Consider the following 22,417-nt stretch of genomic DNA (forward strand, 5'->3'; position numbering starts at 1 on the left):
AAAAATAGCCTAAATAGGCTGATTCGATGTGTTTGCGGGAAAAAAATCGGCCCAGATCCGCGAAATTTTAATCAGCGAGTCAGCTTGGGAAGAAATGACCTGCTTATTCGCACCTTCCCTAGATGCCTGTGTATCCATGCTCGGAAAGATACTAAAAAAAATGTCTAACAAAAACGGTATCTCACAAACGGAAGAATCTGAATTCGCATTTCTTTTAACAAACTATATTAAACAGACTTTGACTTTTAGAGAATGGCAACGCAATGCTGACGGAAATCAACGACTGCACTTTCTTATTAATATCTACGGTGCAAAAGAAGACGGTGGCGAAGTGGTTTTAAGACCATTTATTGTAAATCCTGATGAATTAATGCTTACTCCAGCGGATGTCGTTGAATTTAATTCGCAGGTTATCAACGTTGATCGGCAGCGTCATCCTGAGTGGTTCCGTTAACTGGTCACAAGGGTTAAGAGCCTGAAAGGCTGCGATAGTGTATACGCAGCCTATTCTGTATAGCCGTCGCGTAATAATTGTTCTAAATGACTATCGACCGTTTCCTGATCACCAGGAATATATCGTGGCCATCCTGTTATATCGTTGACGCGTTTCACTATGTATGGATGAAACCCAAACTGCTCGGAAGTGATGTCAATATAATATTGCACTTCTTCGAAGTTCAATTCACACCAATAATGGCCAAAGCCACCACTCTCTGTAAATATACCGCCATCATCTGCACCGTTACCCCCACGAACAACAGCATCTAGACCTTTAGTTTTTGCTAAATAACATACAAGATAGCTTGCAAAAAGGCATGTGCCTTTCGTCTTCTTTGTGCCGCACTCCGTCAAAACTGAAAGTAGCTTTTCATGCGCCACTCGTGCAATGCCTGATACCAATTCCGGGGACATGTCTGCTCCAATGAAATTATTAGATCGACTTAAACAGGTAATATGTAATTAGGCATTACGATAAGTCGTGCCCTATTGGTTGGTACATCGTAAGAAAAGTAACTTTTCTAATCCCAGCCTGCACTCCGGGAATGCTTCTAACCTGAATAAATCACGGGGGCAGTGCTGGATACTTGTCAACTGTATTTGGATTCACAGGCTAACTATTTTTATACAGTTTAAGTGAATAAAACTTACTTAAAGCAGCGAACCACGCCGAAAGTGTAATGAGGAATACCGCCAATTCATCAGAACCATTTTTGATAGCACTGAGTAGAGCGATTAGTCCAAGGAACACCGAAAGAAAGACTAGTATTGCGGGTAAAAGTTTATACATGATAGACGTTCCTTTTAAAGGTTCAGATAGGTAGACCAACGCAGATAACGTCGGAATTGCCTGTTGTAAGATTACGCTCATTTAATTATTTTTATAACCTATGAATCCGCGTATAATTTCATTTGTAGTAATCTTCGTAATATATATCTGATAGACATTGATCTTTTTAATGTCTTGTTGACTCACAACACCATATAAGCAACTCTTAGATTGGTTTAACACAGCGCTTCCACTAACTCCATTTTGATAAAAAGCAGTCAAACCATCAGAACCAACTATTCCTTTATAATAGTAGGTTGAGTCGGGGGAAGCATACGTATTTGAAAGCGTATTATACATTCCCGATAGAACCCAAACAGACTCACCTGGAGCTAGAACATTATCACATACTGGAAGCTTCCAATTAGGTGGGGCTTTGACAATAGTATTTTTTTCTACTTTTAAAAGAGCGAGGTCCCGGTTCTTAGGATCATCAATATTGATAACTGTTGCTGGTTGGCTCCCATTCCTTGTTATTATACTTAGACTATAATCCTTGCTTGCATCAAGCCATAAATGTGAAGCTGTAAGAATATGTTGTTCATCGATCCAAGTACCTGAGCCGGAGATTGTCTTATTTCCAGACTTGATTTGAATTTTTACAGCTGAGTCCGAAAGCTCAAAATCATTGTGGTGCATACTTTGTTTATGAGGATTATCGGTGGAACAAGCAGAAATCAGTAAGGCTGAAAGAGCTAAAACCTTTCTATACATAGTCAGTTTCCTTCGAATAAGGCGAGTTTGGTTTCTAGAATATTTTATCCAGCGAGGAATTCTTCTAACGTGCTATCTTGGTACTGGGGATATATCTGCTTCATCATGCCAAAAGCAGCAACCGCTACGCTTTCTAAGTCGGAATAGAATTTAGGCTCCGTATTAAGATCATCACCATTCTTCAGAACGCCCTCGAAGCAGCTATAATCATTTCCGAACTCTTGAACAATAATCCAGCGCCCATCACGGAAACCTACGAGCATAACCGCTGAATTAGGATAGTCGCCAGCAGGCGTTAGCCAATCAAAGTGATAGTGCTTTATCGTATCATATTTCAGATGTACATTCATTATTCCTCCGTTGGCGATTACATTATTTGAGTTTTTTCATGGACTCTAAAGAAGCGAGGTAGGAATTATAGCGATCACCAAATTTTTCTTTCGCACGCTTAACGCGCATTTTCTCCGCGAGCTCAGTCTTGTTTTCTGCCTGGTAGGTCCTATTATTTTGCGTCTTTACTTCGGCCCCTGGGCCTGCTGCGTACGTTTTGTTTTTCTCGCTAATACACGCTCGGCATTTACTCTTGAGGCCAAACTTGCCCTTGAGCTCTTTTCCAAACTGTTCAAAGGGTTTAACTTGCTGACATGATTTGCATTTTTTAAAGCCCGGGGGGAGGTAGGTGTCAGCCATGAGCTGCTCCAGTAGGTATTGATTATAGGTGATTTTAACTTAAAGACGACGTCACTTTCAAATAAATCGACTACTTAACGCTGATCTTACATAATCCTGATTATGCGCACTTAAGTTGTTAGAACCATTTAGTAATGTCACTTTTTATCCAGATAGAAACGTCACCTTAGAGTAAGCTAAACTGAATGCAATTCTAAGGGGCTCAACGCATGTTGGTGACCATGTCAGATAAAGAGATCCACCGCCTACCGGTGATACAGGCAGTTTGTGAAAAGCGTCTACGCCGTCGTGATGCAGCATCACAGCTTGGCATTTCAGAACGTCAGGCGCAACGACTTATCAATCGTTACCGAGTTTCTGGTGCTGAAGGACTTGTCAGCCGCAAACGCGGCCAGCCCAGCAACCGCCGGTTGACCGAATCTCTCAAACTACGAGTACTCACGCTGATACGTGAAAACTACAGTGACTTTGGGCCCACACTGGCCGCAGAAAAACTCAGAGAGCGCCATAATATCCGGCTTTCAATCGAGACCGTCCGCAACTGGATGACGTCTGACGGACTCTGGGTCCCGCATGCTCGCCGTAAGTCACGGGTTTATCAACCCCGACATCGGCGTGATTGTCTGGGTGAACTTATCCAGATCGACGGCTCCCACCATGACTGGTTTGAAGGCCGTGCGCCAAAATGCTGCCTGCTGGTCTTTATCGATGATGCCACCGGGCGTCTGATGCATTTGCGGTTCAGCGAGTCAGAAACAGCCTTTGACTACATGCTGGCAACCCGGGAATACATCGAGCAGCATGGGAAGCCGGTATCGCTGTACAGTGACAAACACGCAATATTTCGCGTCAGTGGTCCGGAGAAACGCAATACCACCGTTACCCAGTTCGGACGTGTGCTTTATGACCTGGCAATCGAGCTTATTTGTGCCAACAGCTCTGAAGCTAAAGGCCGCGTGGAACGTGCGAATCAGACACTTCAGGATCGGCTGATCAAAGAAATGCGTCTGGAAGGTATAACCGGCATTGAGGCCGCAAATGCCTGGCTTGCCACTTTCATCGCTGACTTTAACAGCCGGTTTTCACGACCGGCTAAGTTCCCCAAAGATTTGCATCGTCCGGTGCAGGAAAGCCCCGATGAATTAAGAGACATCTTTGCCTGGCATGATGTTCGTACCGTGTCGAAATCACTGACCTTCCAGTACGATAAGATCCTTTATCTCATGGACACCACAGAAGAAAATAGCCGTCTTGCCGGTGAAAAAATTAAAGTACTGGATTATCCCGATGGCACCCTCGCCTTCCTCTATGGGCACCGGAGCCTTAAGTGCCAGGCATTTGATAAGCTGGCCTGTGTCGACCAGGGGCAGATTGTTGATAACAAACGTCTCGGGACTGTACTCCGACTGGCTCAGGTAAAACAGGATGAGCGGGAAAGCGAAGGCAAACGGGAACGAAGCAAAAAATCGCCCAGCCGTAAGGCTCAGGTGCGCATCCAGGAACAGCTCCGGGCTATCAATCCCGTTCTGGCAGACCCGAGCTTGTTTGTGGCAAGTTCAAAGCGATAGAATCGACCATCAGTGCTGCAAAGTACCGGAACAGTGAGTCCCCAAAAGGATACTTGAGATGATTAAATTCCCGACTACAAAGCGCGTTGATTTGTATAAAACTGCTGTCAGCTCTGAGCAATTACATCTAGATCTGGTTGCGGCTCAGGAGTTCATGTTCGATGCCTGGGAAAATGATGACCTGGAAGTTGTGCTGAAACTCATCAGAAAAGCTATCAAGAAATCCCCGCTCTGTGCTGACGCATACTCATTCTACTGCGAGATATCTCAAGAACCTCCTGAGTCAAAAATCGGGAAGCTGGAGACTGCTTTGTACGCAGCCAGCATTGCACTTGGCGAGGATTTTCAGGAGTTCGCAGGACGTTTCTGGGGATTTGTCGAAACACGTCCATATATGAGAGCAAAAGCAGCTTTGGCTGAGGCCTTATGGGAGTCTGGTAATTTTTATCCGGCTATGGCTCATAGCCGCGAAATGCTGAAGCTCAACCCGAACGATAACCAGGGGATTCGTCATTTATTAGCGAACTATTACCTTGAGCTTGAAATGGTGGATGATCTGGCCTTGCTACTGGACGATTATCCTGGGGATATGCGTTCGTTTTTTCAGTATACACGCGCCCTACTCGCCTACCGACAGTCATCCCCGGATGCCGATGATATCGCTAAAGCTGCGATTGATTCTAATAGACACATCCCCGGCTTGTTATCGAAGTGCAGATTACAGATCAAGTCTAACAGTGGATATATCACGTTAGGTGGAATGGATGAAGCCATTTATTATGTGAATCATAATATAAAGCCTTGGATTCGCACCTCTGGCGCAATTGATTGGATTGTAAATAATTCATTAAGTAAAATATAAGGATTTAGTTTTAATGTTTAATCTAATTATGGGCGGAGAACCTGACTATTTTGAACATTGGCCCATGTATGAACGGGTTAGTGGGAGTTGTGATTTTCCTATATCACGTATGTTAGAAGGCACCTCTGATGACATCCGGTTGAAGTTAACGCCTTTGAATGATAAAGCATTATCTTATATTGAGAAATTACCTACGCTTTTTATGTCAGAACTTTATTCCCGAGACAATGTTGAATACATTACTTTGCGACTTGGTGTAATTTCAAATCTACGAACAGTTAACAAAAATGTTGAGTTTGATTTCAGAATCACTCACTCACAAGATGATGTCGTAGTGATAAACAAAGAGTTATATCAAACAGCTTTAGAATTAGGTGCATATGGGCTGAAACGGACTCACTGGGGAATAAAAGCACGTGATTTAAATCAAACATTAGCACTTCTAAATATAACGACAAGAAGTACACCACTTCCTCCTACTGAAGCACTTCCTGATGAAGTTGATAACTACCCAATAATAGATAATGTTCAAAGTTTCATGGCGCGTGTTTTAGAACAAGATCATGAAGAAGATGCAGAAATATTTTATCGTGGACATTCTGATGTATCTTACGAGTTGGCTCCATCAGTTTTCAGGAAAAACAAAAAAGGTAACTTCAAGCATTTGCACAGTGAATCAAATTTAGTCCGTGAAGCCCTAACAGCAAGGCCAACTGAGTTTGTTGATGATAAAACAATGCTAGACAAGTTAGTAAGGATGCAACACTACGGACTACCAACTCGTTTGTTGGATATAACATCAAATCCACTAATCGCTCTGTATTTCGCTTGTTGCGACATTAGTAATAATGAAAATACAAATGAGGTTGATGGACATGTTATTATTTTCAAAACAAAAAGGGATCGTATAAAATTCTTTGACTCTGATACAGTAAGTTGCATATCAAATATATCAATGCTAAGTCAAACACTGAAAGATCAGCTGGATTGTAAAATGGACAAGGAGGCTTTCAATAAAACTGAAGCTTGTCAAAAACTCATACATTACATTAAAGATGAAAAACCTTATTTTAAAGATGTAATTATACCATCAGATTTGGAAAGGTTAATTTTCGTTAAAGGAAGAAATAATAATGAAAGGATGTCATCACAGTCAGGTGCATTCTTATTATTTGGGAATAATGCTGTTTATCCCGATTTAGTTTCAAACCCTGATGATGCTATGCAAGAGTTTAAAGTAGAAAAAATAGTGATCAGAAACAAAGCTAGAATACTTAAGGAACTCGCAAGGTTAAACATTACAGATGCGACAGTTTATCAAGGCATGGAAAGGACAATGAAACTAATTGCGGCCAAATTTTCCGCAGGAGATTGATCTTCATGTGGTTTTTTGACACACTAGCCTGTCGCTACTGGCATTGGTCCCTTGTATGCTAAGCATATGAACTCTGGTGTGTGTTGGACAGGAGCAATTAACCAGTCGTATAGTAAAATTTGAATGTAAAAATATAAAACAAGGAGTTGAGAATGAACCCCATTACTTTGAGTGAAATGAGTGATGAAGATGAAGAGGTAAAAATCATTTCTTCATATGAACCTCAAGATGATGAGATTGCGATCGTTTTTGATAGTTCAAAAATTACTGGAGGTAATGCACTGGATTTTTTCCAGTTCACCAAGCAATCACATTCTAATGTTAAAGTGTACGGAGATTCTAATGGTGTTTCGTACCTGCAATTAAACAGTATAACGTTAGCGTTAGGCACTTTCTTTGCCACATCAGTAATGATACCTTTTTTAGTAAATCTTGTTTCAAATTATATTCAGAAAAAAATTGATAACTTTGGAACTAGAGATATAGACGTTAAAGTCTCTATAATTAAAAAAAATAAATCAGGAAAACATGTGAAATACACTGTTTCTGGAAAAGTAGACGATGTTTTAAAAGTAATTAACAAAATCAAATAAAAATCTATATAGATATTATGAATATTCACGAAAAGTTAAAGCGTTGGATGTGTATTACTCAAGAAGATAGTGCTATTCTTGATTATCTTAATGCTGAGTTAAAAAAAGCTCAATCCTTGAGCTTGAATAATGAATCAAACAGATTGTTTTTATACAAAACAATTTTACTAGCCCATTTAAAATATATTCAAGTCATTAATTTACTTACAAGAGGTGATTTTTATGAAGCATGGGTAGAACTTGAAAGGATAGAAATAGATTTAATACATATTAAAGAAAATAATGAGTTTCTGCCTGAGGTTAATTTCTATGGTGTTAACTTCTTAGCGAGAATGGTATGTAATTGGCAGGCGTTATTCCCATATAAAATCTTCGGTAGTTCTCGTGAAATAATAAAAGAAGTGAAATGTTCAGTATGTAATACAACCCGTAGTTTTATTAATGATTGTGGTCATGTTAAAAATAAACTTTATAATGGAGTTCTTTGCTTTGATGAAGTGATCGATTTTGAATTAATTACTTATGACATAGTTAGTAATCCCGTTAACAAATGTAGTGTTTTTTTCTCCAATGATGGTGATCATTATAACTATTCAACTTTAATTAGTGTTGTCAAATACATACAATCCCCACATCAAATTTTCAATATTACGACCTGGAGATTTAAGGCGAAAGAACATGATGGAGTATTATCGCCAGAAAATATTTGTCCATGTGGAGATTCTTTAAAAAAATATGCAGATTGTTGTTTGCCACGTAATGGTATTTATAAAAAACATATAGATATTTGGTTTCCCTTCCCGTTGAATGTAGAACCTATTTAGAACCAGATATTCAATAACTAAAGATCCCGTTGACACAGATATTTCCATATTAAGATGTTTTCGTTATATTTTTATTCCAGTCTTTCATATTTAACTTTTGCTTTATTAATTGGTTGAGTGAGATAACGCAGCAGTCACATTAATATGATTACATAGGCTGAAAGTGCCCTTTCTATCTTGCACAAAGAGGTGACATTTTAAACTTGCTTTGACATAAGTTGTAGTAGCAAAGTTGTAATGTCCGATAATGGCTAAGTTAAGATGTCCGGCGTGTATAATCAAGTAAGGATTACCATGACGGCTCTCGCAGCGGAGTTTTTCACATTGGATGAAGTTAACCGACTCAAAATCATTCAGGATGTCATCGACCGGCGTCTGACAACACAAATGGCAGCTCAGCGGCTTGGTATCTCCGACCGTCAGTGCCGTCGTCTGCTTGCGCGTTATCGTGAAGATGGTCCGATTGGCATGACCAGCCGCCGTCGTGGTAAATCCAGTAACAACCAGTTGCCTCAGGGACTGGCCGCATACGCGCTGAACATTATTCGCGAACGCTATAACGATTTCGGTCCGACGCTGGCCTGTGAAAAACTGTCTGAGGTGCACGGTGTTCATCTTTCCAAAGAAACCGTCCGTAAGCTGATGACTCAGGCCAGTCTGTGGGTCCCACGTAAGCAACGTGCGCCAAAAATTCAGCAACCTCGTTACCGCCGTGCCTGTGCCGGTGAACTCATACAAATCGACGGCTGCGACCACCACTGGTTTGAAAATCGGGGACCTAAGTGTACGGCACTGGTTTACGTTGATGACGCAACCAGTCGTTTAATGCAGCTTCTTTTCGTGAAATCTGAGTCTACTTTCACCTATTTTGAAGCGACCCGGGGCTATATTGAAAAACATGGCAAACCGCTTGCGCTGTACAGCGACAAAGCCAGCGTATTCAGGATCAACAATAAAAATGCAACCGGCGGCGACGGCGATACCCAGTTTGGCCGTGCGATGCATGAACTGAACATTCAGACCATTTGTGCAGAAACCAGTGCTGCCAAAGGCCGCGTTGAACGGGCGCACCTGACGCTTCAGGACCGACTGGTCAAGGAGCTCAGGCTCCAGGGCATCAGTTCCATGGAAGCTGCGAACGCATTTGCCGAAGAGTTCATGAACGATTACAACCGTCGTTTCGCAAAAGCGCCTCGCCAGGCGTTTGATGTTCATCGGGAACTGGATGTCGATGACGATCTTGATATGGTATTTAACTGGCGTGAAGCTCGTAAAGTGTCGAAATCACTCACAGTGCAATACGACAAAGTCCTTTATCTGATTGAAGACAGCGAATTCAGTCGTCGGGCGATTGGTAAATACATCGATGTCTGGCATTACCCGGATGGACATAAAGAGCTCCGGCTTAATGGCGTATCACTTCCCTACTCCACCTATGACAAGCTTTCTGAAATCGATCAGGGGGCCATTGTGGATAACAAACGTCTGGGGCGGGCCCTGGAAATGGCGCAGCTGGTCCAGGCCGAGCGGGATAATAACCGGTCGCAATCCGTACCATCCGGAGACGGCCCTTCTCGCAGGCGTAAAGCTCCCACGACGAAGAAATCCCAGCGTTCCCTGGATCAGGACGATATGTTCAATGCCCTGGTGAAACTTCAGTCACGCTCTGAAGAGATATTTGGGAAGAAACCGATTTAAAGCCCGGTAATCCATCCGGGCATGCCTGGCTGTCAGATTTTGGCCTGATTGACCCGTGCCGCGAGCTCCTGATGACTCTCTTTCCTTTCGCTGTAGCGGTCGGACAGGTAGGCTGTGTGCCCTTTCAGGAGTAACGTCATTTTGAACAACTCTTCGGTAACGTCGACAATCCTGTCATACCAGGGTGAGGGTTTCATGCGCCCTTCATCATCAAATTCCTGCCATGCCTTTGGCACTGACGACTGATTGGGGATGGTGAACATCCGCATCCAGCGGCCAAGTATCCGCATCTGATTGACCGTGTTAAACGACTGTGAACCACCACAAACCTGCATGACGGCCAGCGTTTTACCCTGGGAAGGACGAACAGCACCTTCACTCAGGGGTATCCAGTCAATCTGGGCCTTCATCACCGAGCTCATGGCGCCATGTCTTTCCGGAGAACTCCAGACCATTCCGTCACACCACCTGACCAGCTCGCGGAGTTCAAGCACTTTGGGGTGACTTTCGGGCGCATCATCGGGTAACGGCAGACCGGATGGGTTAAATATTTTCACCTCAGCCCCCATCTTTGCCAGCAACCGCCCGGCCTCTTCCGCTGCAAAACGACTGTAGGACCGCTCTCGTACTGAACCGTACAGGATGAGAATTCGCGGCATGGTTTCGTTGTTGCCCGTAAGTTTGCTGGCAAGCGCATCATCAAAATAAGCCGGTTCGATTGCTGGTAAGTCGGTCATAAAAAATCTCCATTTCATAAGCTATGCTTTAAAAGTTATCACATATGAAATACCATATGTATTGTTATTTTTTTACGAGGTTAAGCATGCTACAGCCTGTTCAGCTTTTTAAACTGCTCGCCGACGAGACCCGTTCAACTATCGTGATGCTTCTCAGGGAGTCCGGTGAAATGTGCGTCTGTGACATCTGTGCGGCAACCGCAGAGTCTCAGCCAAAAATTTCTCGCCATATGGCCCTTTTACGTGAAGCCGAGCTGGTCATCGACCGTCGCGAAGGAAAATGGGTGCATTACCGACTGTCGCCACACATGCCAGCATGGGCTGCGGGTATTATTGATACAGCCTGGAACTGTGAACGAGAAAACATACGCAACAAGCTCAGTAGCGTGGCATCTGTCTCCTGCTGATGGCGATATATATATCCGAATAAACAAATGTGAATGGAGTTTCTGATGTTACTGGCTGGTGCTATCTTTTTATTCACGCTCGTCCTGGTTATCTGGCAACCCAGAGGGCTGGGGATTGGCTGGAGTGCCTCACTGGGCGCAATTCTGGCATTGCTGACTGGCGTCGTTCATCTGGGGGATATTCCGGTGGTCTGGCAGATAGTGTGGAATGCGACCGCCACCTTTATCGCCGTGATCATCATCAGTCTTCTGCTCGACGAATCCGGCTTCTTTGAATGGGCCGCGCTGCACGTTGCCCGTTGGGGGAATGGCCGGGGGCGGCTGCTCTTCACCTGGATCGTCCTGCTTGGTGCGATGGTTGCGGCACTGTTTGCCAACGACGGTGCGGCACTGATCCTGACACCTATCGTTATCGCGATGCTGCTGGCGCTGGGATTCAGCCGGGGAGCAACCTTAGCGTTTATCATGGCCGCAGGGTTTATCGCTGACACGGCAAGCCTGCCACTGATTGTCTCAAACCTGGTGAATATCGTCTCGGCGGATTTCTTTAAGCTTGGTTTCTCAGAATATGCCGCCGTGATGGTCCCGGTTAACCTGGCCGCGATTGCGGCTACGCTGGTGATGCTGCATCTGTTTTTCCGTAAGGACATTCCCGCCGTTTACGACGTTTCTCTGTTGAAAGAACCGAAAGACGCTATACGTGATGTGAATACCTTTAAAACCGGCTGGCTGGTTCTGGTGTTGCTTCTGGTGGGATTCTTCGGACTGGAGCCGCTGGGCGTACCGGTCAGTTTGGTCGCAGCCGCTGGTGCATTGCTTCTGTTTGCTGTTGCGAAAAAAGGGCATGCCATTAACACCGGTAAGGTGCTGCGTGGTGCGCCCTGGCAAATCGTTATCTTCTCGCTGGGGATGTACCTGGTGGTCTACGGCTTACGAAATGCCGGTCTGACCCACTATCTCTCTTCCTTGCTGAATCAGCTGGCAGAGCAGGGATTGTGGGCGGCAACGCTGGGTACGGGCTTCCTGACGGCCTTCCTGTCATCAGTGATGAACAATATGCCGACCGTGCTGGTCGGGGCGCTGTCGATTGATGGCAGCACAGCGACCGGTGTTATCAAAGAAGCGATGATTTACGCCAACGTCATCGGCAGCGACCTGGGGCCAAAAATTACCCCTATCGGCAGTCTGGCAACGTTACTGTGGCTGCACGTTCTGTCGCAGAAAAATATCAAAATTACCTGGGGATATTACTTCCGGGTGGGCATTGTCATGACAATCCCCGTGCTGTTTGTCACGCTTGCAGCACTGGCGCTTCGTCTGTCTTTCACTTTGTAATGAGATACTGATATGAGCAACATTACCATTTATCACAACCCGGCCTGCGGCACGTCACGCAATACCCTTGAAATGATCCGCAACAGCGGTACAGAGCCGACCGTTATTCATTATCTTGAAACCCCACCATCACGAGCTGAGCTGGTAAAACTCATTGCGGATATGGGGATCACGGTACGAGCGCTGCTGCGTAAGAATGTCGAACCTTTTGAAGCGTTAGGGCTGGCGGAAGACCGCTTTACTGACGAGCAGTTAATCGATTTTATGTTGCAGCACCCTGTTCTGATCAATCGCCCTATCGTGGTAACGCCGCTGGGTACCCGGCTATGCCGCCCTTCTGAAGTCGTGCTGGATATTCTTCCCGATGCGCAGAAAAGCGCGTTCACGAAAGAGGACGGTGAGAAGGTAGTTGATGAAAAAGGTAACCGGCTGAACTAAACGTGTTCTTGTGACGAAGGGCGAGAGAACTCGCCCTTTTTTATTTAAGATAATCAGTGCTAACGGAGGATAAGAAGCGGTTGTTGCGTCTTTTGCAGCATTTCGGAGGTATGACTACCGATAAAGAACTGCCGCAACCTGGAATGACCGTAGGCCCCCATCACTATCAGATCGACAGCATTTTCCTCGGCGTAACGAATAAGCGCGTCCCCGACTGATTGCCCGGTAAGATGTGTTGTGCTGTTTTCTATATCCGCGTCACGTAAAATTTGCTGTGCGGTCAGCAGCTCTTCCTTCTTACCGTTTACCATGACAAGGTGGCACTCCAGCCCCCTGAGTAAGGGACTCATCGTCAGACGTTCCAGGTTACTCCTGCTTTCTTCACTGCCATCATAAGCCAGCATGACTCTGGAAGGCACTGAGTAGTTCTCCGGAACAACCAGTAGGGGTTTCTTTTGCAGACGAATAACGCTTTCCAGATGAGAGCCTACCGGATGCTGGCTACCCCGACGCCCCAGCACCATGAGACGAAGGTCGCTCAGCTCTGCCAGAACTTCATCCGGTGTACCGTGTTTTTGCATCAAAAGCACATCCGGGCTTCCCTGTTTTTGAAGCAGTTCAGCACAACTTTCCAGTATTGCTTTCCCCTGGGCCATCAGCAGGCGATTACGTTGCCCTTCAATTTCTACCAGCTCATCGGTCAGCAATTGCTGACTGTCTATGCCGAGAGTGCCGGTCAGGTCTGACACTACCGGGGTGCTGTCTTTTTCGATAACGTGCAACAGTGCTAGCTGTGATTGCAAAGTGCGGGCTGCCCACGCCGCATATTCACACACTGACCGCGTTGAAAGTGAACCGTCCACACAGGCTGTAACAGTATTATTCATAGTTTTCCCTCCAGTCTGTTAATGACCGCCCATCAGTTTTTCGACTTCTTCAGGTTTATCGTGAACACCAAACCGGTCAACGATGGTGCGGGTGGCTTCATTCATCCCACGTATTTCAACCCCGGCGCCCTCTCTACGGAACTTAATGACCACCTTATCCAGGGCGCTGACGGACGTGATGTCCCAGAAATGGGCATGTGAAACGTCTATCACCACATTCTCAATCGCTTCACGGAAATCAAAGTGGCTCGTAAAGCGGTCTGCTGATGCAAAGAATACCTGGCCGGTGACGGTATACGTCCGGCTCGTCCCCTCCAGAACTGAGGTTACACGCATGAACCGGGATACTTTAGTGGCAAAATTGAGCGAAGCAATCAGTACACCGGTCAGCACACCGAAGGCCAGATTATGTGTTGCCACCACAACCGCGACGGTGGCAAGCATGACCACGCTGGTTGAAAGGGGGTGTGTCCGCAGGTTGGCAATGGAGCGCCAGGAGAATGTCCCGATGGAAACCATAATCATCACCGCGACCAGCGCTGCCATCGGAATTTGGGAGACCCAGTTGCGCAGGAACACAATCAGGCAAAGCAGCACCACGCCCGCCGTGAGGGTTGAAAGTCGTCCGCGTCCACCGGATTTTACGTTGATAACAGATTGCCCAATCATCGCGCAGCCTGCCATTCCTCCGATAAAGGATGTGCAGATGTTCGCGATGCCCTGAGCTTTGCACTCCCTGTTTTTGTCGCTTGGCGTGTCGGTCATGTCATCCACGATAGTGGCGGTCATCATCGACTCAAGCAGGCCAACCACCGCAAGCCCCGCAGAATATGGCAGGATGATGAGCAGCGTCTGAAGATTTAAAGGCACGTCCGGGAGCAGGAAGACCGGCAGACTGTCGGGAAGTTTCCCCATATCCCCGACGGTTCGCACATCCAGATGCAGCCACATGGCAATCCCAGTCAGCACCACGATGCACACAAGCGGTGAAGGAATGGTTTTGTTGATATAAGGGAAGAGATAGATGATCCCCAGCCCTGCCGCAGTCATGGCATAAACATGCCATGTCACATTGGTCAGCTCAGGCAACTGGGCCATAAAAATCAGTATTGCCAGTGCATTAACAAACCCCGTGACCACTGAGCGTGAAACAAAACGCATCAGCCCGCCAAGCTTCAGATATCCGGCTATCAGCTGGAATACCCCGGTCAGTATGGAGGCAGCCAGTAAATACTGTAAGCCATGATCTTTCACCAGCGTCACCATCAGGAGAGCCATTGCACCGGTGGAGGACGAAATCATCGCCGGACGTCCGCCAAAGAAGGCCATAACGAGAGGAATACAGAACGCCGAGTAGAGGCCCACCTGGGGATCAACACCGGCGATAATGGAAAAGGCGATCGCTTCTGGAATGAGTGCGAGCGCGACAACAATACCGGCCAGAACGTCACCACGGACGTTACCCAGCCAGTCCTTACGCGTCGAGGACAGCAACATAGTAATTTCTCAGTTTTTAGATACAGTCAGCCCTGGAGGGCTACATTTTTACGTACGGTAAAGCACATCCGCAGACGGGATGTTATTGAGTGCGTGCTGAGGCTTGCTCAGTACGACAGAGGAAGGAAAAACTCAGGGTGGCGTAATACGCATAGCGGTTGTCAGATTCTCCATAGCGGATGTGTATATATTGTCGGCTCTGTTGTCAGGAAGAACTTACAGAACACGTCGCGTTTGAACATGAAACACTTCAAAGCAGCCCAATACTACAAATAAAGCGAATACGGGGTCAACCCAACAAGGTACTCAAACGAAGAGGTTAAGATGCGATTTTTATCCAGGAATTCAATATTATCAAAGGACATTTGAACTTTGCCCCACCCCGGACATCTCTACTTAGCTTTGACATAAGTTATTGATTCATATGTGGTTATTTTTTAACATTTACGTTTCACGTACTGATAGATTGCCTTTGAAGCCAACGCTGACCGTCATTCATCTTGATCAGGAATTTGGGCATCTTCTAAAAACACCTTTGTACGGTAATCATCTTTCCAGCCTAACCAAACTGAATCTTCACCACCGGAAGAAACAACTTTACGGTTTCCTGTGAGATTATCAGCCTGTTCTAAGCATATTGACTGCATATCAATGAGCAAATCAGCTTCTGCGACTTCCGTGCCGCCGATCGTTTCATAGCCGGAAATCAGAACAATTGCCTCAGGGTCTCTTTCGTTCAGCATGGCGATCAACTCTTTCACTTTCATTTTAAGATACCAGTAGTTTATTTGTGTGCATTGCTGATGGATTTTATAGTGCTGCCGACCTTTTTCAAGGTGCTTCCGTTGCTTCCAACGATCATGCTAACGACCTTGTTGTCTGACCTGGTATTGCCGTGGTCATCCTTTTAGAGAAATGCTCCAAAGATCAACATGGCGGCATAGGTTTTCCAGCTTGACCAATCAATCGTGGAACCAAGCAACAGATAGAATGCCAGGGCTACCAGCCCCAGCTTTACTACTAGCGCGATTATTATGGTGAAGATAGACTCATCGCGTTCGCCTTTAAGTATTTTATACCGCGTAATTAAACTGTCGTTTTTCATGTAGCATCCGTTATAGTTATTAAAGTCCTGCATTAGAAGTTGTTATTTGCCGAAGTTACCTTGTATGAGTTAACTGTGGATCCAAAAATACAAAATATAAGCTGTGCCAATTGAAAGGATTAGAAAAGCACAGTTACTAATAAAATCTACTAATGCTTGTAGCTTCTTTATTCTCACAATTGCTGGACCGTGTTCAGTAGAGGTACTACTCAGCCCTTTTGTTCTGGCACTCTCTGCTTTTCTGAAAAAATTGTAATGCAATCCTGACCGCAAGCAAAACCATGCCAAACCAGTCGTTATTACGATATTTATGTAGAAAGCATATTGAATCATTTGTTCAGTTTCGAAGCTTTCCATTGAAAACCCTTTGTTGAAATGTTGAATAAAATTATTTTTAGTAAATGTAAGCAATAAATAGAACGAATATTAATAGTGAAAGATGCAATGCCAACATCTGCTTATGATGCCTTATGAGGATTTCTTCCTTCGCATTCATTAAATCGTACATCTCATCAATATTTTTATTGCTGGTATATTCGAGACGTTCATCACGAAGTAATTTGAACTTTACCAATACGACAAGTGATTTAATAATAAAGCTCGTAAGCATAACAGTTATAGACAAAAATAAAAAATAGGCCAAATTCATATATCACTCCATGGAGATTAATAGAAAAATTTATAATAAGTAATCTCATAGAGCATTACTTGAATCTTCTTCCCATACTAAGGACTCACCGAGAAACTTAGTTAAAGATGATTTGGCATACTGTGGTTCGGAAAAAAAACGTGGGAACCAGCCGTCAAAGCTTTGGGTACCATTGTGACGATTTTCAGGCGAGACTGATAAGCGGTACCCGTCTTCGTAAGGTGAAATGCTAAATGTGTATCCATCATCTGTCTTTGAGATCAGCGTTTTGCATGTCATATGACTGTTTGCTCACAAAGTTACTTTTCTAAGATATCGAAAAGTGTGGATTAGATCATCATTCAGATAGTCTTTTCATCACAAACTTTCCTGCCCACATTATCACAATTATAAAGGTAATAAAACCGATCTGCTCCCAACGTAAATTGGTTTGCTGTTCGGAATCATCCAAATGAATTGCATAAATGTAACATCCGAAGGTAAGCGTGAGTGGAACAACAAGCATCCCTACCTTTTTAGTAATATTTCCAATAAACCACCAATAAAGAACCCAGGAAATAATAGAAGAATAAAAAATTGCTTCTGAAACTATCATATGTAACCTCTTGAATTAGTCGATGCTGTGGGTAAATAAACCCGGACCGTCAAATGATGCAATTGCAAAATATTTAGTAACCATGAATCCTTCGGTTATCTATTTCAGCCATGTATGCAGTAGGCTTTTTTAAGAGATAGATTGGTGAAACGACATTCGTTTTGACTTTATAAGCCAGAATGAAAACACCTGCGGAGCTTGCCATAAGTACCGCAAGAAGAATAGATACCGTTAACTCCTTTGGTGTTTGTATCACCGAAAGAAGAAACAATGCGCTTATGGCTGCAAAAATCCAGCAATATAATGATGCATCCATAAAACCAGCTACAACACTCGATCCAAAAAAAAACCAAAATAAACTTATTAAGATTACTGAGTTTTCATTCATGTCTGTTCCTTGTTATTACTAATTATATTATGCTTTATAGTTGACCGTCAGACTACCCACGGGTTTTGACGAACAAAGTCACGCACTCCATTTATACATGCTTTTGAGATGACTTCAAAATAAGGATGGTTTGATGGAATCATATTCCCGGTATTATCAAGAAGCATAATAGTCCCTAAAGACCGAACCAGTTGATATTCATTGAGCTTACGCTTTAGCAAAGTTTGCAATCTATAAATTGTCTCACCGGAACTGTTACCTTCGATACCTACAACAGAGACCGTACAGTTCACTTCCTGATTATCAGATTGATAATCGAACCAGTAATTTTCGTTGCAATTTCCTTTTTGCGCATGCTCAATTTTGCCAGGCCATTTTACCCATAAAGAAGAGTTGTTTTTAGATCGTAAGATCTGCTTCAGCGTTTCCAATGGATTTTTTTCATCAACCTCAGACCAGGCCGAAATAAATTCTTTCTGCATTGCCTTAGGGTCTATAACGGCAATGAAATCAAATTCCTCTTTATTGATAGAGTTGGCTCGATCTTTGAGATAAAACAGACCGAGTTTATATCCCTTTTCACTTTTCCAGTTTGCTCCCACAGGCTGATAGTCTGTATTTATAAACGGTTTGAAAGTGTGAGTGTCGGGAGAAAAAATTACTGAGGGTGCCAGCACCCGGCCTCGGTATCGTATTGGATTTACAAATATTTTTTCCCCGTCACATAACATTTCAATAATTGCTTTTGTCACAACTACTGAAATAGAAGGTCTACATGTATTTTGATTTATTTCCCCGAGGTGCGCCAAACTTCCATCCTCACTCTTCAACACCTTTGTAAGGCAAGTCGGGCAATACTGTTGATCTCTATAATAAACAGGCATGGTTAGACGACCGGAATCGTTTAGTACCAACTGAAGTAACGGATGAGGCTCTTTCATCATGGTTATTTCTTCCCTTTCACCTTTCTGGGCTTTTCGTTTGCCTGTCTCCACTGCCATGGTGGGACAGGGTTGGTGTCTGCCCATAACCCTTTTGCCTCCTTTTGTGCTGCGGATTCATATTTGATATAGCCAGGGACAATGGCGTTATCTTCGAACCGATAAACCCACGCATATCCACTGTCCACCATAGAGGCATTGATATCATATCCATCTAACCAGATGGTACCTAACATACGGCCATAGATATCCGTACCATGGTCTATCACGGTAACGATTTTAGTTGCTATAGCTGTGGTTAAGGCCTGTTTTGCTTTTTGGCCAAAAGCCTGTTTAGATTCAGGAGCGTCTATACCATACATCCGTATTTTGATGGTTGTGTTTTGAGCATCCAACGCAGTTATGGTGTCACCGTCAACAATCTTAACCACCTTTGCCTCAAAAGTTGTTGAGTTCCCCCAGGACGCCACTGGGAATACAACAATCATGATGGGCAAAAGTAACTTTGTTAAAAAAAACATCATTTCACCTTGATTTGTTGAGTACAGACATGTATCCACAAGCCTATTTACAGGCAGTATTTTAACAAGTCATTATTTCATGGGCGGGCTTAAAACCAATCTTTTTGCAACTTAAAGGCAGAATAATCACAATAAATTTAGAACCTGAACCAAAAAATAATCCAAATTAAGCGTGTTAATCTATCTCAAAGATATTATTCCTGAGAGAGTTTGGATGAAACGTTACACTCATGATCTTGAGACAGACCTGAATGATGTGGATAAAACACCATCTCTGATCCACAAAACTTTGTTAACAGCTTCGACCATTTATGACCTGAAATATCTGGCTCAGGTATTAAATGATGAAAATGGCAGTAATTGGTCCCGTGCATCCCTTAAACGTCAGGTTACATGCATACCTGAGCATTGTGAGCTGAGTATCGCAGATGGACGCTATCTACAGACTTTAATACCTTCACGACCTGCTGATTATGAGGACAGGCACTTTAGCTTTATCGATCTGTTTGCAGGGATAGGTGGACTGCGAAGCGGATTTGATGCCATCGGTGGTAAATGTCTTTTCACGAGCGAATGGAATACTTATTCCAGCCGTACTTACCGGGCGAACTGGTATTGCGATGAGAACGAGCACCGCTTCAATTCAGACATCCGTGACATCACTCTTAGCAACCGGCCCGAGGTTACTGATGACGAGGCATACAAATTTATCGATGCCTCTATCCCGGATCATGATGTTCTTCTTGCGGGATTTCCATGCCAGCCATTCAGCATCGCCGGTGTCAGTAAAAAGAACTCTATGGGTCGCAAACACGGTTTCGAGTGCGACACTCAGGGTACGCTCTTCTTTGATGTGGCCAGGATCATCCGGGCAAAACAACCTGCAATTTTTGTTCTGGAAAACGTAAAAAATCTGAAGAGTCACGATAAGGGTAATACCTTTAACATCATCATGAAAACGCTCGATGAGCTTGGCTACGACGTCGCAAACAGCGAAAGCACGGGCGCGGATGATCCTAAAGTCATCGATGGCCGTCATTTCCGACCCCAGCACCGTGAACGTATCGTCCTTATTGGTTTTCGCCGCGACCTACGTCTGAAAGACGGTTTTACTCTGAGAGACATTAAAGACTTTTATCCGGACAAGCGCCCTTCTCTCTCAGATTTACTGGATCCGAGCGTAGATAGTAAATACATCCTCTCCCCTAAACTCTGGGAGTACTTATACAACTATGCAAAGAAACATGCGGCAAAAGGCAATGGTTTTGGTTTTGGACTAGTAGATCCTTCCAATGTTAATAGTGTCACCAGAACCCTCTCAAGCCGCTATATGAAAGACGGATCTGAAATTCTTATTGATCGGGGCTGGTCTCATGAACTGGGAGAAACTGATTTCCATAACACATACAACATGGACCGTCGGCCACGCATGCTAACGCCACGTGAATGCAGCAGGCTAATGGGCTTCGATAAACCCGGGGAAAGTGTTTTCCGTATCCCTGTGTCCAATACACAGGCTTACAGACAGTTTGGGAACTCCGTGGTCGTTGATGTCTTTGCGGCCGTCGCCAAACTGCTGAAGTCACGAATTGAATTTGCAGCCTCCCAGCGCTTGCGGCAGTTTTACGACGAAGTCAGCTGACCTGAGCTCCTTCATCAATTTAAATGCTTAAGATTGTTGTAATAATGTCAGAGGTCAACCATGACGTATTTCGAATCAGCTGAAGGTGAGACGGTATCTAAAGAACGAGCATTACAAGAACTGTCCAGGCATTGCGTTCCCGAAACAGATTTCGAAGAATTCTTTAGCGACATGGGCGTAAAGGAACAGTATGACGCTCAGGAAGTGTTGCTCTGGTTGGGATATTAAACTTCCTGTTTAGGAGACTACTATGAGCCAAAAATTCGCAGTGATGATTGCTTACGACGACGATCCAAACGTCAAAAGGTATTCACCTGACTTTCAAACGCAGGATGAGTTTGCTAAAGGGTGGCAGTCGGCTCTTAAAAAGGCACACCACACCTCAGGTCAAAAATCAGTCATCACCTGCGGATGTCGTGGAAAAGGAGAAAAGCGACTTTATGTTCGTGCTTTACCGAACGGTGATGCCTTTATTCTCGTCAAAGCCGCTAACACGGGCATTGAGCATGATCCTTCCTGTGTATTCTTCTCCCTTGATGCCCGGCATACCGGCCTGAAAGGATATGCGAGTGGTGTGGTCCGGATTACAACCGAAGGTGATATGGCTGTAAGGCTCGGTATCGGTATGACAGAGAAAGATCCTCCTGAAAAATCAGAAGTGCCTCCCCTGCCCCATGTTCAGCGACCAGAAGGAGGTCAGGCCTCAATGACCCTCCTGGGCTTGCTTAGTCTTTTGTGGACAGAGTCTGGTCTGAATGTCTGGTACCCGAAAATGGCAGGGAAACGTAACGATTCACTGGTACGGTATCGTCTGCTTGAAACCGCTAAACAAATTCGTACCGGCAGAGCCTGCATAGGTGACCATTTATTCATTGGTGTACCTGACCCGAAACAACCTGTCGCTCAGTCGCAAATTCAGCGTCTTTCATCACAGGCGATGAGTGATAAACGTCTCATGCTCCTGTCAGTTTTACCTCGCTACGATGCTGAAAAGCATGAGAAGCCACTTAAATTTTTACCCCTGCGGAATTTTGGGGGGCTACCGCTGATTTTTTTCAATTCAGAAGTCCATTGGGATAGCGTAAAGAAACGATTTTCATCGGAGTACGCAGCATGGAAATCCGGGGCGAAAATAGTTGTCTTTGCGTTGACGTCACCAGCTGCGGTAACCGGCAGAGGCCCTTCTGTAAGAGCTCATCAAATTGTGCTGATGCACGTTAGCGAGAACTGGATACCTCTGGACTCCTCCTATGAGGCGGTTGTTGCAGAAAAGCTGGATGCAGAGCACCGGCAGTACGTTAAGCCCATGCGTTATGATGCGAGTATTAGTGAGGTGTTCCCTGACTTCTACCTGCTCGACACAAAAAGCGATAAGCCGTTCCCGATGGAAGTATTTGGTATGGCCACTCCTGCTTATCTGGCCCGAAAGCAACTCAAAAAAGATTATTACAACCGTGAATATGGGCCTTATGGATGGTGGCACTGGGATGCGACCACAGCATCTGAAACTATGGTGCTGCCTCATTTTCCAGAATCACGCAAACCTCTTTCAACTGACACACCTGCTTAAAATGGAGAAAAAATGTCCTACATGCTTTCGCTAAGCGAACAGACAAAACTGAAC

The 22,417-nt window shown here is 44.5% G+C and carries 26 protein-coding genes and 1 pseudogene; 14 read left to right on the plus strand and 13 right to left on the minus strand.

All coding sequences use genetic code 11. The features are described 5' to 3' along the window. Together ACJBF3_RS24785 and ACJBF3_RS24790 are read left to right on the plus strand one after the other, a co-directional pair. Window positions 1-168, plus strand: a pseudogene (locus ACJBF3_RS24785) (EAL domain-containing protein); the annotation flags it as partial. Beyond that, window positions 161-454 carry a hypothetical protein gene (locus ACJBF3_RS24790; RefSeq protein ID WP_001447794.1) on the plus strand — a complete coding sequence of 98 codons (294 nt, stop codon included), beginning with the start codon at window positions 161-163 and terminating at the stop codon, window positions 452-454. The pseudogene ACJBF3_RS24785 and the gene ACJBF3_RS24790, both read left to right, overlap by 8 nt. A 50-nt stretch (window positions 455-504) precedes the next feature. Here ACJBF3_RS24790 and ACJBF3_RS24795 read toward each other — a convergent pair whose 3' ends face one another. From ACJBF3_RS24795 to ACJBF3_RS24810, 4 genes are all read right to left on the minus strand, one after another. Then, window positions 505-912, minus strand: coding sequence for a hypothetical protein (locus ACJBF3_RS24795; RefSeq protein WP_001371904.1), 408 nt, complete (start codon window positions 910-912; stop codon window positions 505-507). 457 nt (window positions 913-1,369) lie between these two features. Further along, window positions 1,370-2,041, minus strand: a complete 672-nt coding sequence (locus ACJBF3_RS24800) for a serine protease (protein WP_000285959.1) — start codon at window positions 2,039-2,041, stop codon at window positions 1,370-1,372. A gap of 44 nt (window positions 2,042-2,085) precedes the next feature. Then, window positions 2,086-2,391: a hypothetical protein gene (locus ACJBF3_RS24805; protein WP_001100610.1), complete on the minus strand. Its 306-nt coding sequence runs from the start codon at window positions 2,389-2,391 to the stop codon at window positions 2,086-2,088. A gap of 22 nt (window positions 2,392-2,413) precedes the next feature. Then, window positions 2,414-2,731: a hypothetical protein gene (locus tag ACJBF3_RS24810; RefSeq protein WP_000785965.1), complete on the minus strand. Its 318-nt coding sequence runs from the start codon at window positions 2,729-2,731 to the stop codon at window positions 2,414-2,416. 221 nt (window positions 2,732-2,952) lie between these two features. Here ACJBF3_RS24810 and ACJBF3_RS24815 point away from each other — a divergent pair, with 221 nt between their 5' ends. The 6 genes from ACJBF3_RS24815 (at window position 2,953) to ACJBF3_RS24840 (ending at window position 9,651) form a co-directional block, all read left to right on the plus strand. Continuing rightward, window positions 2,953-4,299: an ISNCY-like element ISLad2 family transposase gene (locus tag ACJBF3_RS24815; protein ID WP_076611902.1), complete on the plus strand. Its 1,347-nt coding sequence runs from the start codon at window positions 2,953-2,955 to the stop codon at window positions 4,297-4,299. A 58-nt stretch (window positions 4,300-4,357) separates the two neighbouring features. Beyond that, on the plus strand, window positions 4,358-5,161 hold the full coding sequence (locus ACJBF3_RS24820; protein ID WP_000589340.1) for a hypothetical protein: 804 nt from the start codon (window positions 4,358-4,360) through the stop codon (window positions 5,159-5,161). A gap of 13 nt (window positions 5,162-5,174) precedes the next feature. Further along, window positions 5,175-6,536 carry an FRG domain-containing protein gene (locus ACJBF3_RS24825; RefSeq protein WP_000482601.1) on the plus strand — a complete coding sequence of 454 codons (1,362 nt, stop codon included), beginning with the start codon at window positions 5,175-5,177 and terminating at the stop codon, window positions 6,534-6,536. A 152-nt stretch (window positions 6,537-6,688) separates the two neighbouring features. Then, window positions 6,689-7,129 (plus strand): hypothetical protein, encoded by a 441-nt coding sequence (locus ACJBF3_RS24830; protein WP_016239970.1) that lies wholly within the window; start codon window positions 6,689-6,691, stop codon window positions 7,127-7,129. 17 nt (window positions 7,130-7,146) lie between these two features. Further along, entirely contained in the window at window positions 7,147-7,953 is an 807-nt protein-coding gene (locus ACJBF3_RS24835) for a hypothetical protein (RefSeq protein WP_016239971.1), read from the plus strand. A gap of 294 nt (window positions 7,954-8,247) precedes the next feature. Next, the gene (locus ACJBF3_RS24840) at window positions 8,248-9,651 is read left to right on the plus strand and encodes an ISNCY family transposase (protein ID WP_000125668.1); all 1,404 of its coding nucleotides are present in this window, start codon (window positions 8,248-8,250) and stop codon (window positions 9,649-9,651) included. Between the two features lie 32 nt (window positions 9,652-9,683). On the opposite strand, the gene arsH is transcribed toward ACJBF3_RS24840, so the two are convergent. Beyond that, window positions 9,684-10,388: an arsenical resistance protein ArsH gene (arsH, locus tag ACJBF3_RS24845; RefSeq protein ID WP_000130816.1), complete on the minus strand. Its 705-nt coding sequence runs from the start codon at window positions 10,386-10,388 to the stop codon at window positions 9,684-9,686. Window positions 10,389-10,474: 86 nt separating this feature from the next. On the opposite strand from arsH, the gene ACJBF3_RS24850 reads away from it, so the two are divergent. The 3 genes from ACJBF3_RS24850 to arsC are packed head-to-tail and all read left to right on the plus strand — an operon-like array spanning window position 10,475 to window position 12,568. After that, window positions 10,475-10,795, plus strand: coding sequence for a transcriptional regulator (locus tag ACJBF3_RS24850; protein ID WP_000941305.1), 321 nt, complete (start codon window positions 10,475-10,477; stop codon window positions 10,793-10,795). Window positions 10,796-10,840: 45 nt separating this feature from the next. Next, window positions 10,841-12,130 carry an arsenic transporter gene (locus tag ACJBF3_RS24855; protein ID WP_000922628.1) on the plus strand — a complete coding sequence of 430 codons (1,290 nt, stop codon included), beginning with the start codon at window positions 10,841-10,843 and terminating at the stop codon, window positions 12,128-12,130. A 12-nt stretch (window positions 12,131-12,142) separates the two neighbouring features. Next, the gene (gene arsC / locus ACJBF3_RS24860; RefSeq protein ID WP_000065802.1) at window positions 12,143-12,568 is read left to right on the plus strand and encodes a glutaredoxin-dependent arsenate reductase; all 426 of its coding nucleotides are present in this window, start codon (window positions 12,143-12,145) and stop codon (window positions 12,566-12,568) included. 59 nt (window positions 12,569-12,627) lie between these two features. Here arsC and ACJBF3_RS24865 read toward each other — a convergent pair whose 3' ends face one another. From ACJBF3_RS24865 to ACJBF3_RS24900, 8 genes are all read right to left on the minus strand, one after another. Then, window positions 12,628-13,455: a universal stress protein gene (locus ACJBF3_RS24865; RefSeq protein WP_001066652.1), complete on the minus strand. Its 828-nt coding sequence runs from the start codon at window positions 13,453-13,455 to the stop codon at window positions 12,628-12,630. Window positions 13,456-13,473: 18 nt separating this feature from the next. Next, window positions 13,474-14,952 (minus strand): SulP family inorganic anion transporter, encoded by a 1,479-nt coding sequence (locus ACJBF3_RS24870; RefSeq protein ID WP_000927306.1) that lies wholly within the window; start codon window positions 14,950-14,952, stop codon window positions 13,474-13,476. A 491-nt stretch (window positions 14,953-15,443) separates the two neighbouring features. Continuing rightward, on the minus strand, window positions 15,444-15,719 hold the full coding sequence (locus tag ACJBF3_RS24875) for a hypothetical protein (RefSeq protein WP_000864986.1): 276 nt from the start codon (window positions 15,717-15,719) through the stop codon (window positions 15,444-15,446). Between the two features lie 140 nt (window positions 15,720-15,859). Further along, on the minus strand, window positions 15,860-16,057 hold the full coding sequence (locus tag ACJBF3_RS24880) for a hypothetical protein (protein WP_001371914.1): 198 nt from the start codon (window positions 16,055-16,057) through the stop codon (window positions 15,860-15,862). Window positions 16,058-17,043: 986 nt separating this feature from the next. Then, window positions 17,044-17,301, minus strand: coding sequence for a hypothetical protein (locus ACJBF3_RS24885; protein ID WP_000637193.1), 258 nt, complete (start codon window positions 17,299-17,301; stop codon window positions 17,044-17,046). Between the two features lie 73 nt (window positions 17,302-17,374). Then, complete coding sequence (locus ACJBF3_RS24890; protein WP_001005009.1) at window positions 17,375-17,689, minus strand: hypothetical protein; 315 nt, start codon at window positions 17,687-17,689, stop codon at window positions 17,375-17,377. Window positions 17,690-17,736: 47 nt separating this feature from the next. Continuing rightward, the gene (locus ACJBF3_RS24895; RefSeq protein WP_000975181.1) at window positions 17,737-18,633 is read right to left on the minus strand and encodes a hypothetical protein; all 897 of its coding nucleotides are present in this window, start codon (window positions 18,631-18,633) and stop codon (window positions 17,737-17,739) included. A gap of 2 nt (window positions 18,634-18,635) precedes the next feature. After that, window positions 18,636-19,151, minus strand: a complete 516-nt coding sequence (locus tag ACJBF3_RS24900; protein ID WP_031942328.1) for a thermonuclease family protein — start codon at window positions 19,149-19,151, stop codon at window positions 18,636-18,638. A 214-nt stretch (window positions 19,152-19,365) separates the two neighbouring features. Between ACJBF3_RS24900 and ACJBF3_RS24905 the strand changes: the two genes are divergently transcribed. The 3 genes from ACJBF3_RS24905 to ACJBF3_RS24915 are packed head-to-tail and all read left to right on the plus strand — an operon-like array spanning window position 19,366 to window position 22,363. Then, window positions 19,366-20,793 (plus strand): DNA cytosine methyltransferase, encoded by a 1,428-nt coding sequence (locus ACJBF3_RS24905; RefSeq protein WP_000833382.1) that lies wholly within the window; start codon window positions 19,366-19,368, stop codon window positions 20,791-20,793. A gap of 60 nt (window positions 20,794-20,853) precedes the next feature. After that, complete coding sequence (locus tag ACJBF3_RS24910; protein ID WP_000220758.1) at window positions 20,854-21,021, plus strand: hypothetical protein; 168 nt, start codon at window positions 20,854-20,856, stop codon at window positions 21,019-21,021. A gap of 22 nt (window positions 21,022-21,043) precedes the next feature. Further along, window positions 21,044-22,363, plus strand: coding sequence for a DUF1173 family protein (locus ACJBF3_RS24915; RefSeq protein ID WP_000078514.1), 1,320 nt, complete (start codon window positions 21,044-21,046; stop codon window positions 22,361-22,363). Window positions 22,364-22,417: the final 54 nt, after the last annotated feature.

The sequence above is a fragment of the Enterobacter sp. PP-008-ECC_S150 genome, assembly GCF_045257065.1.
GTDB lineage: Bacteria > Pseudomonadota > Gammaproteobacteria > Enterobacterales > Enterobacteriaceae > Enterobacter > Enterobacter chengduensis.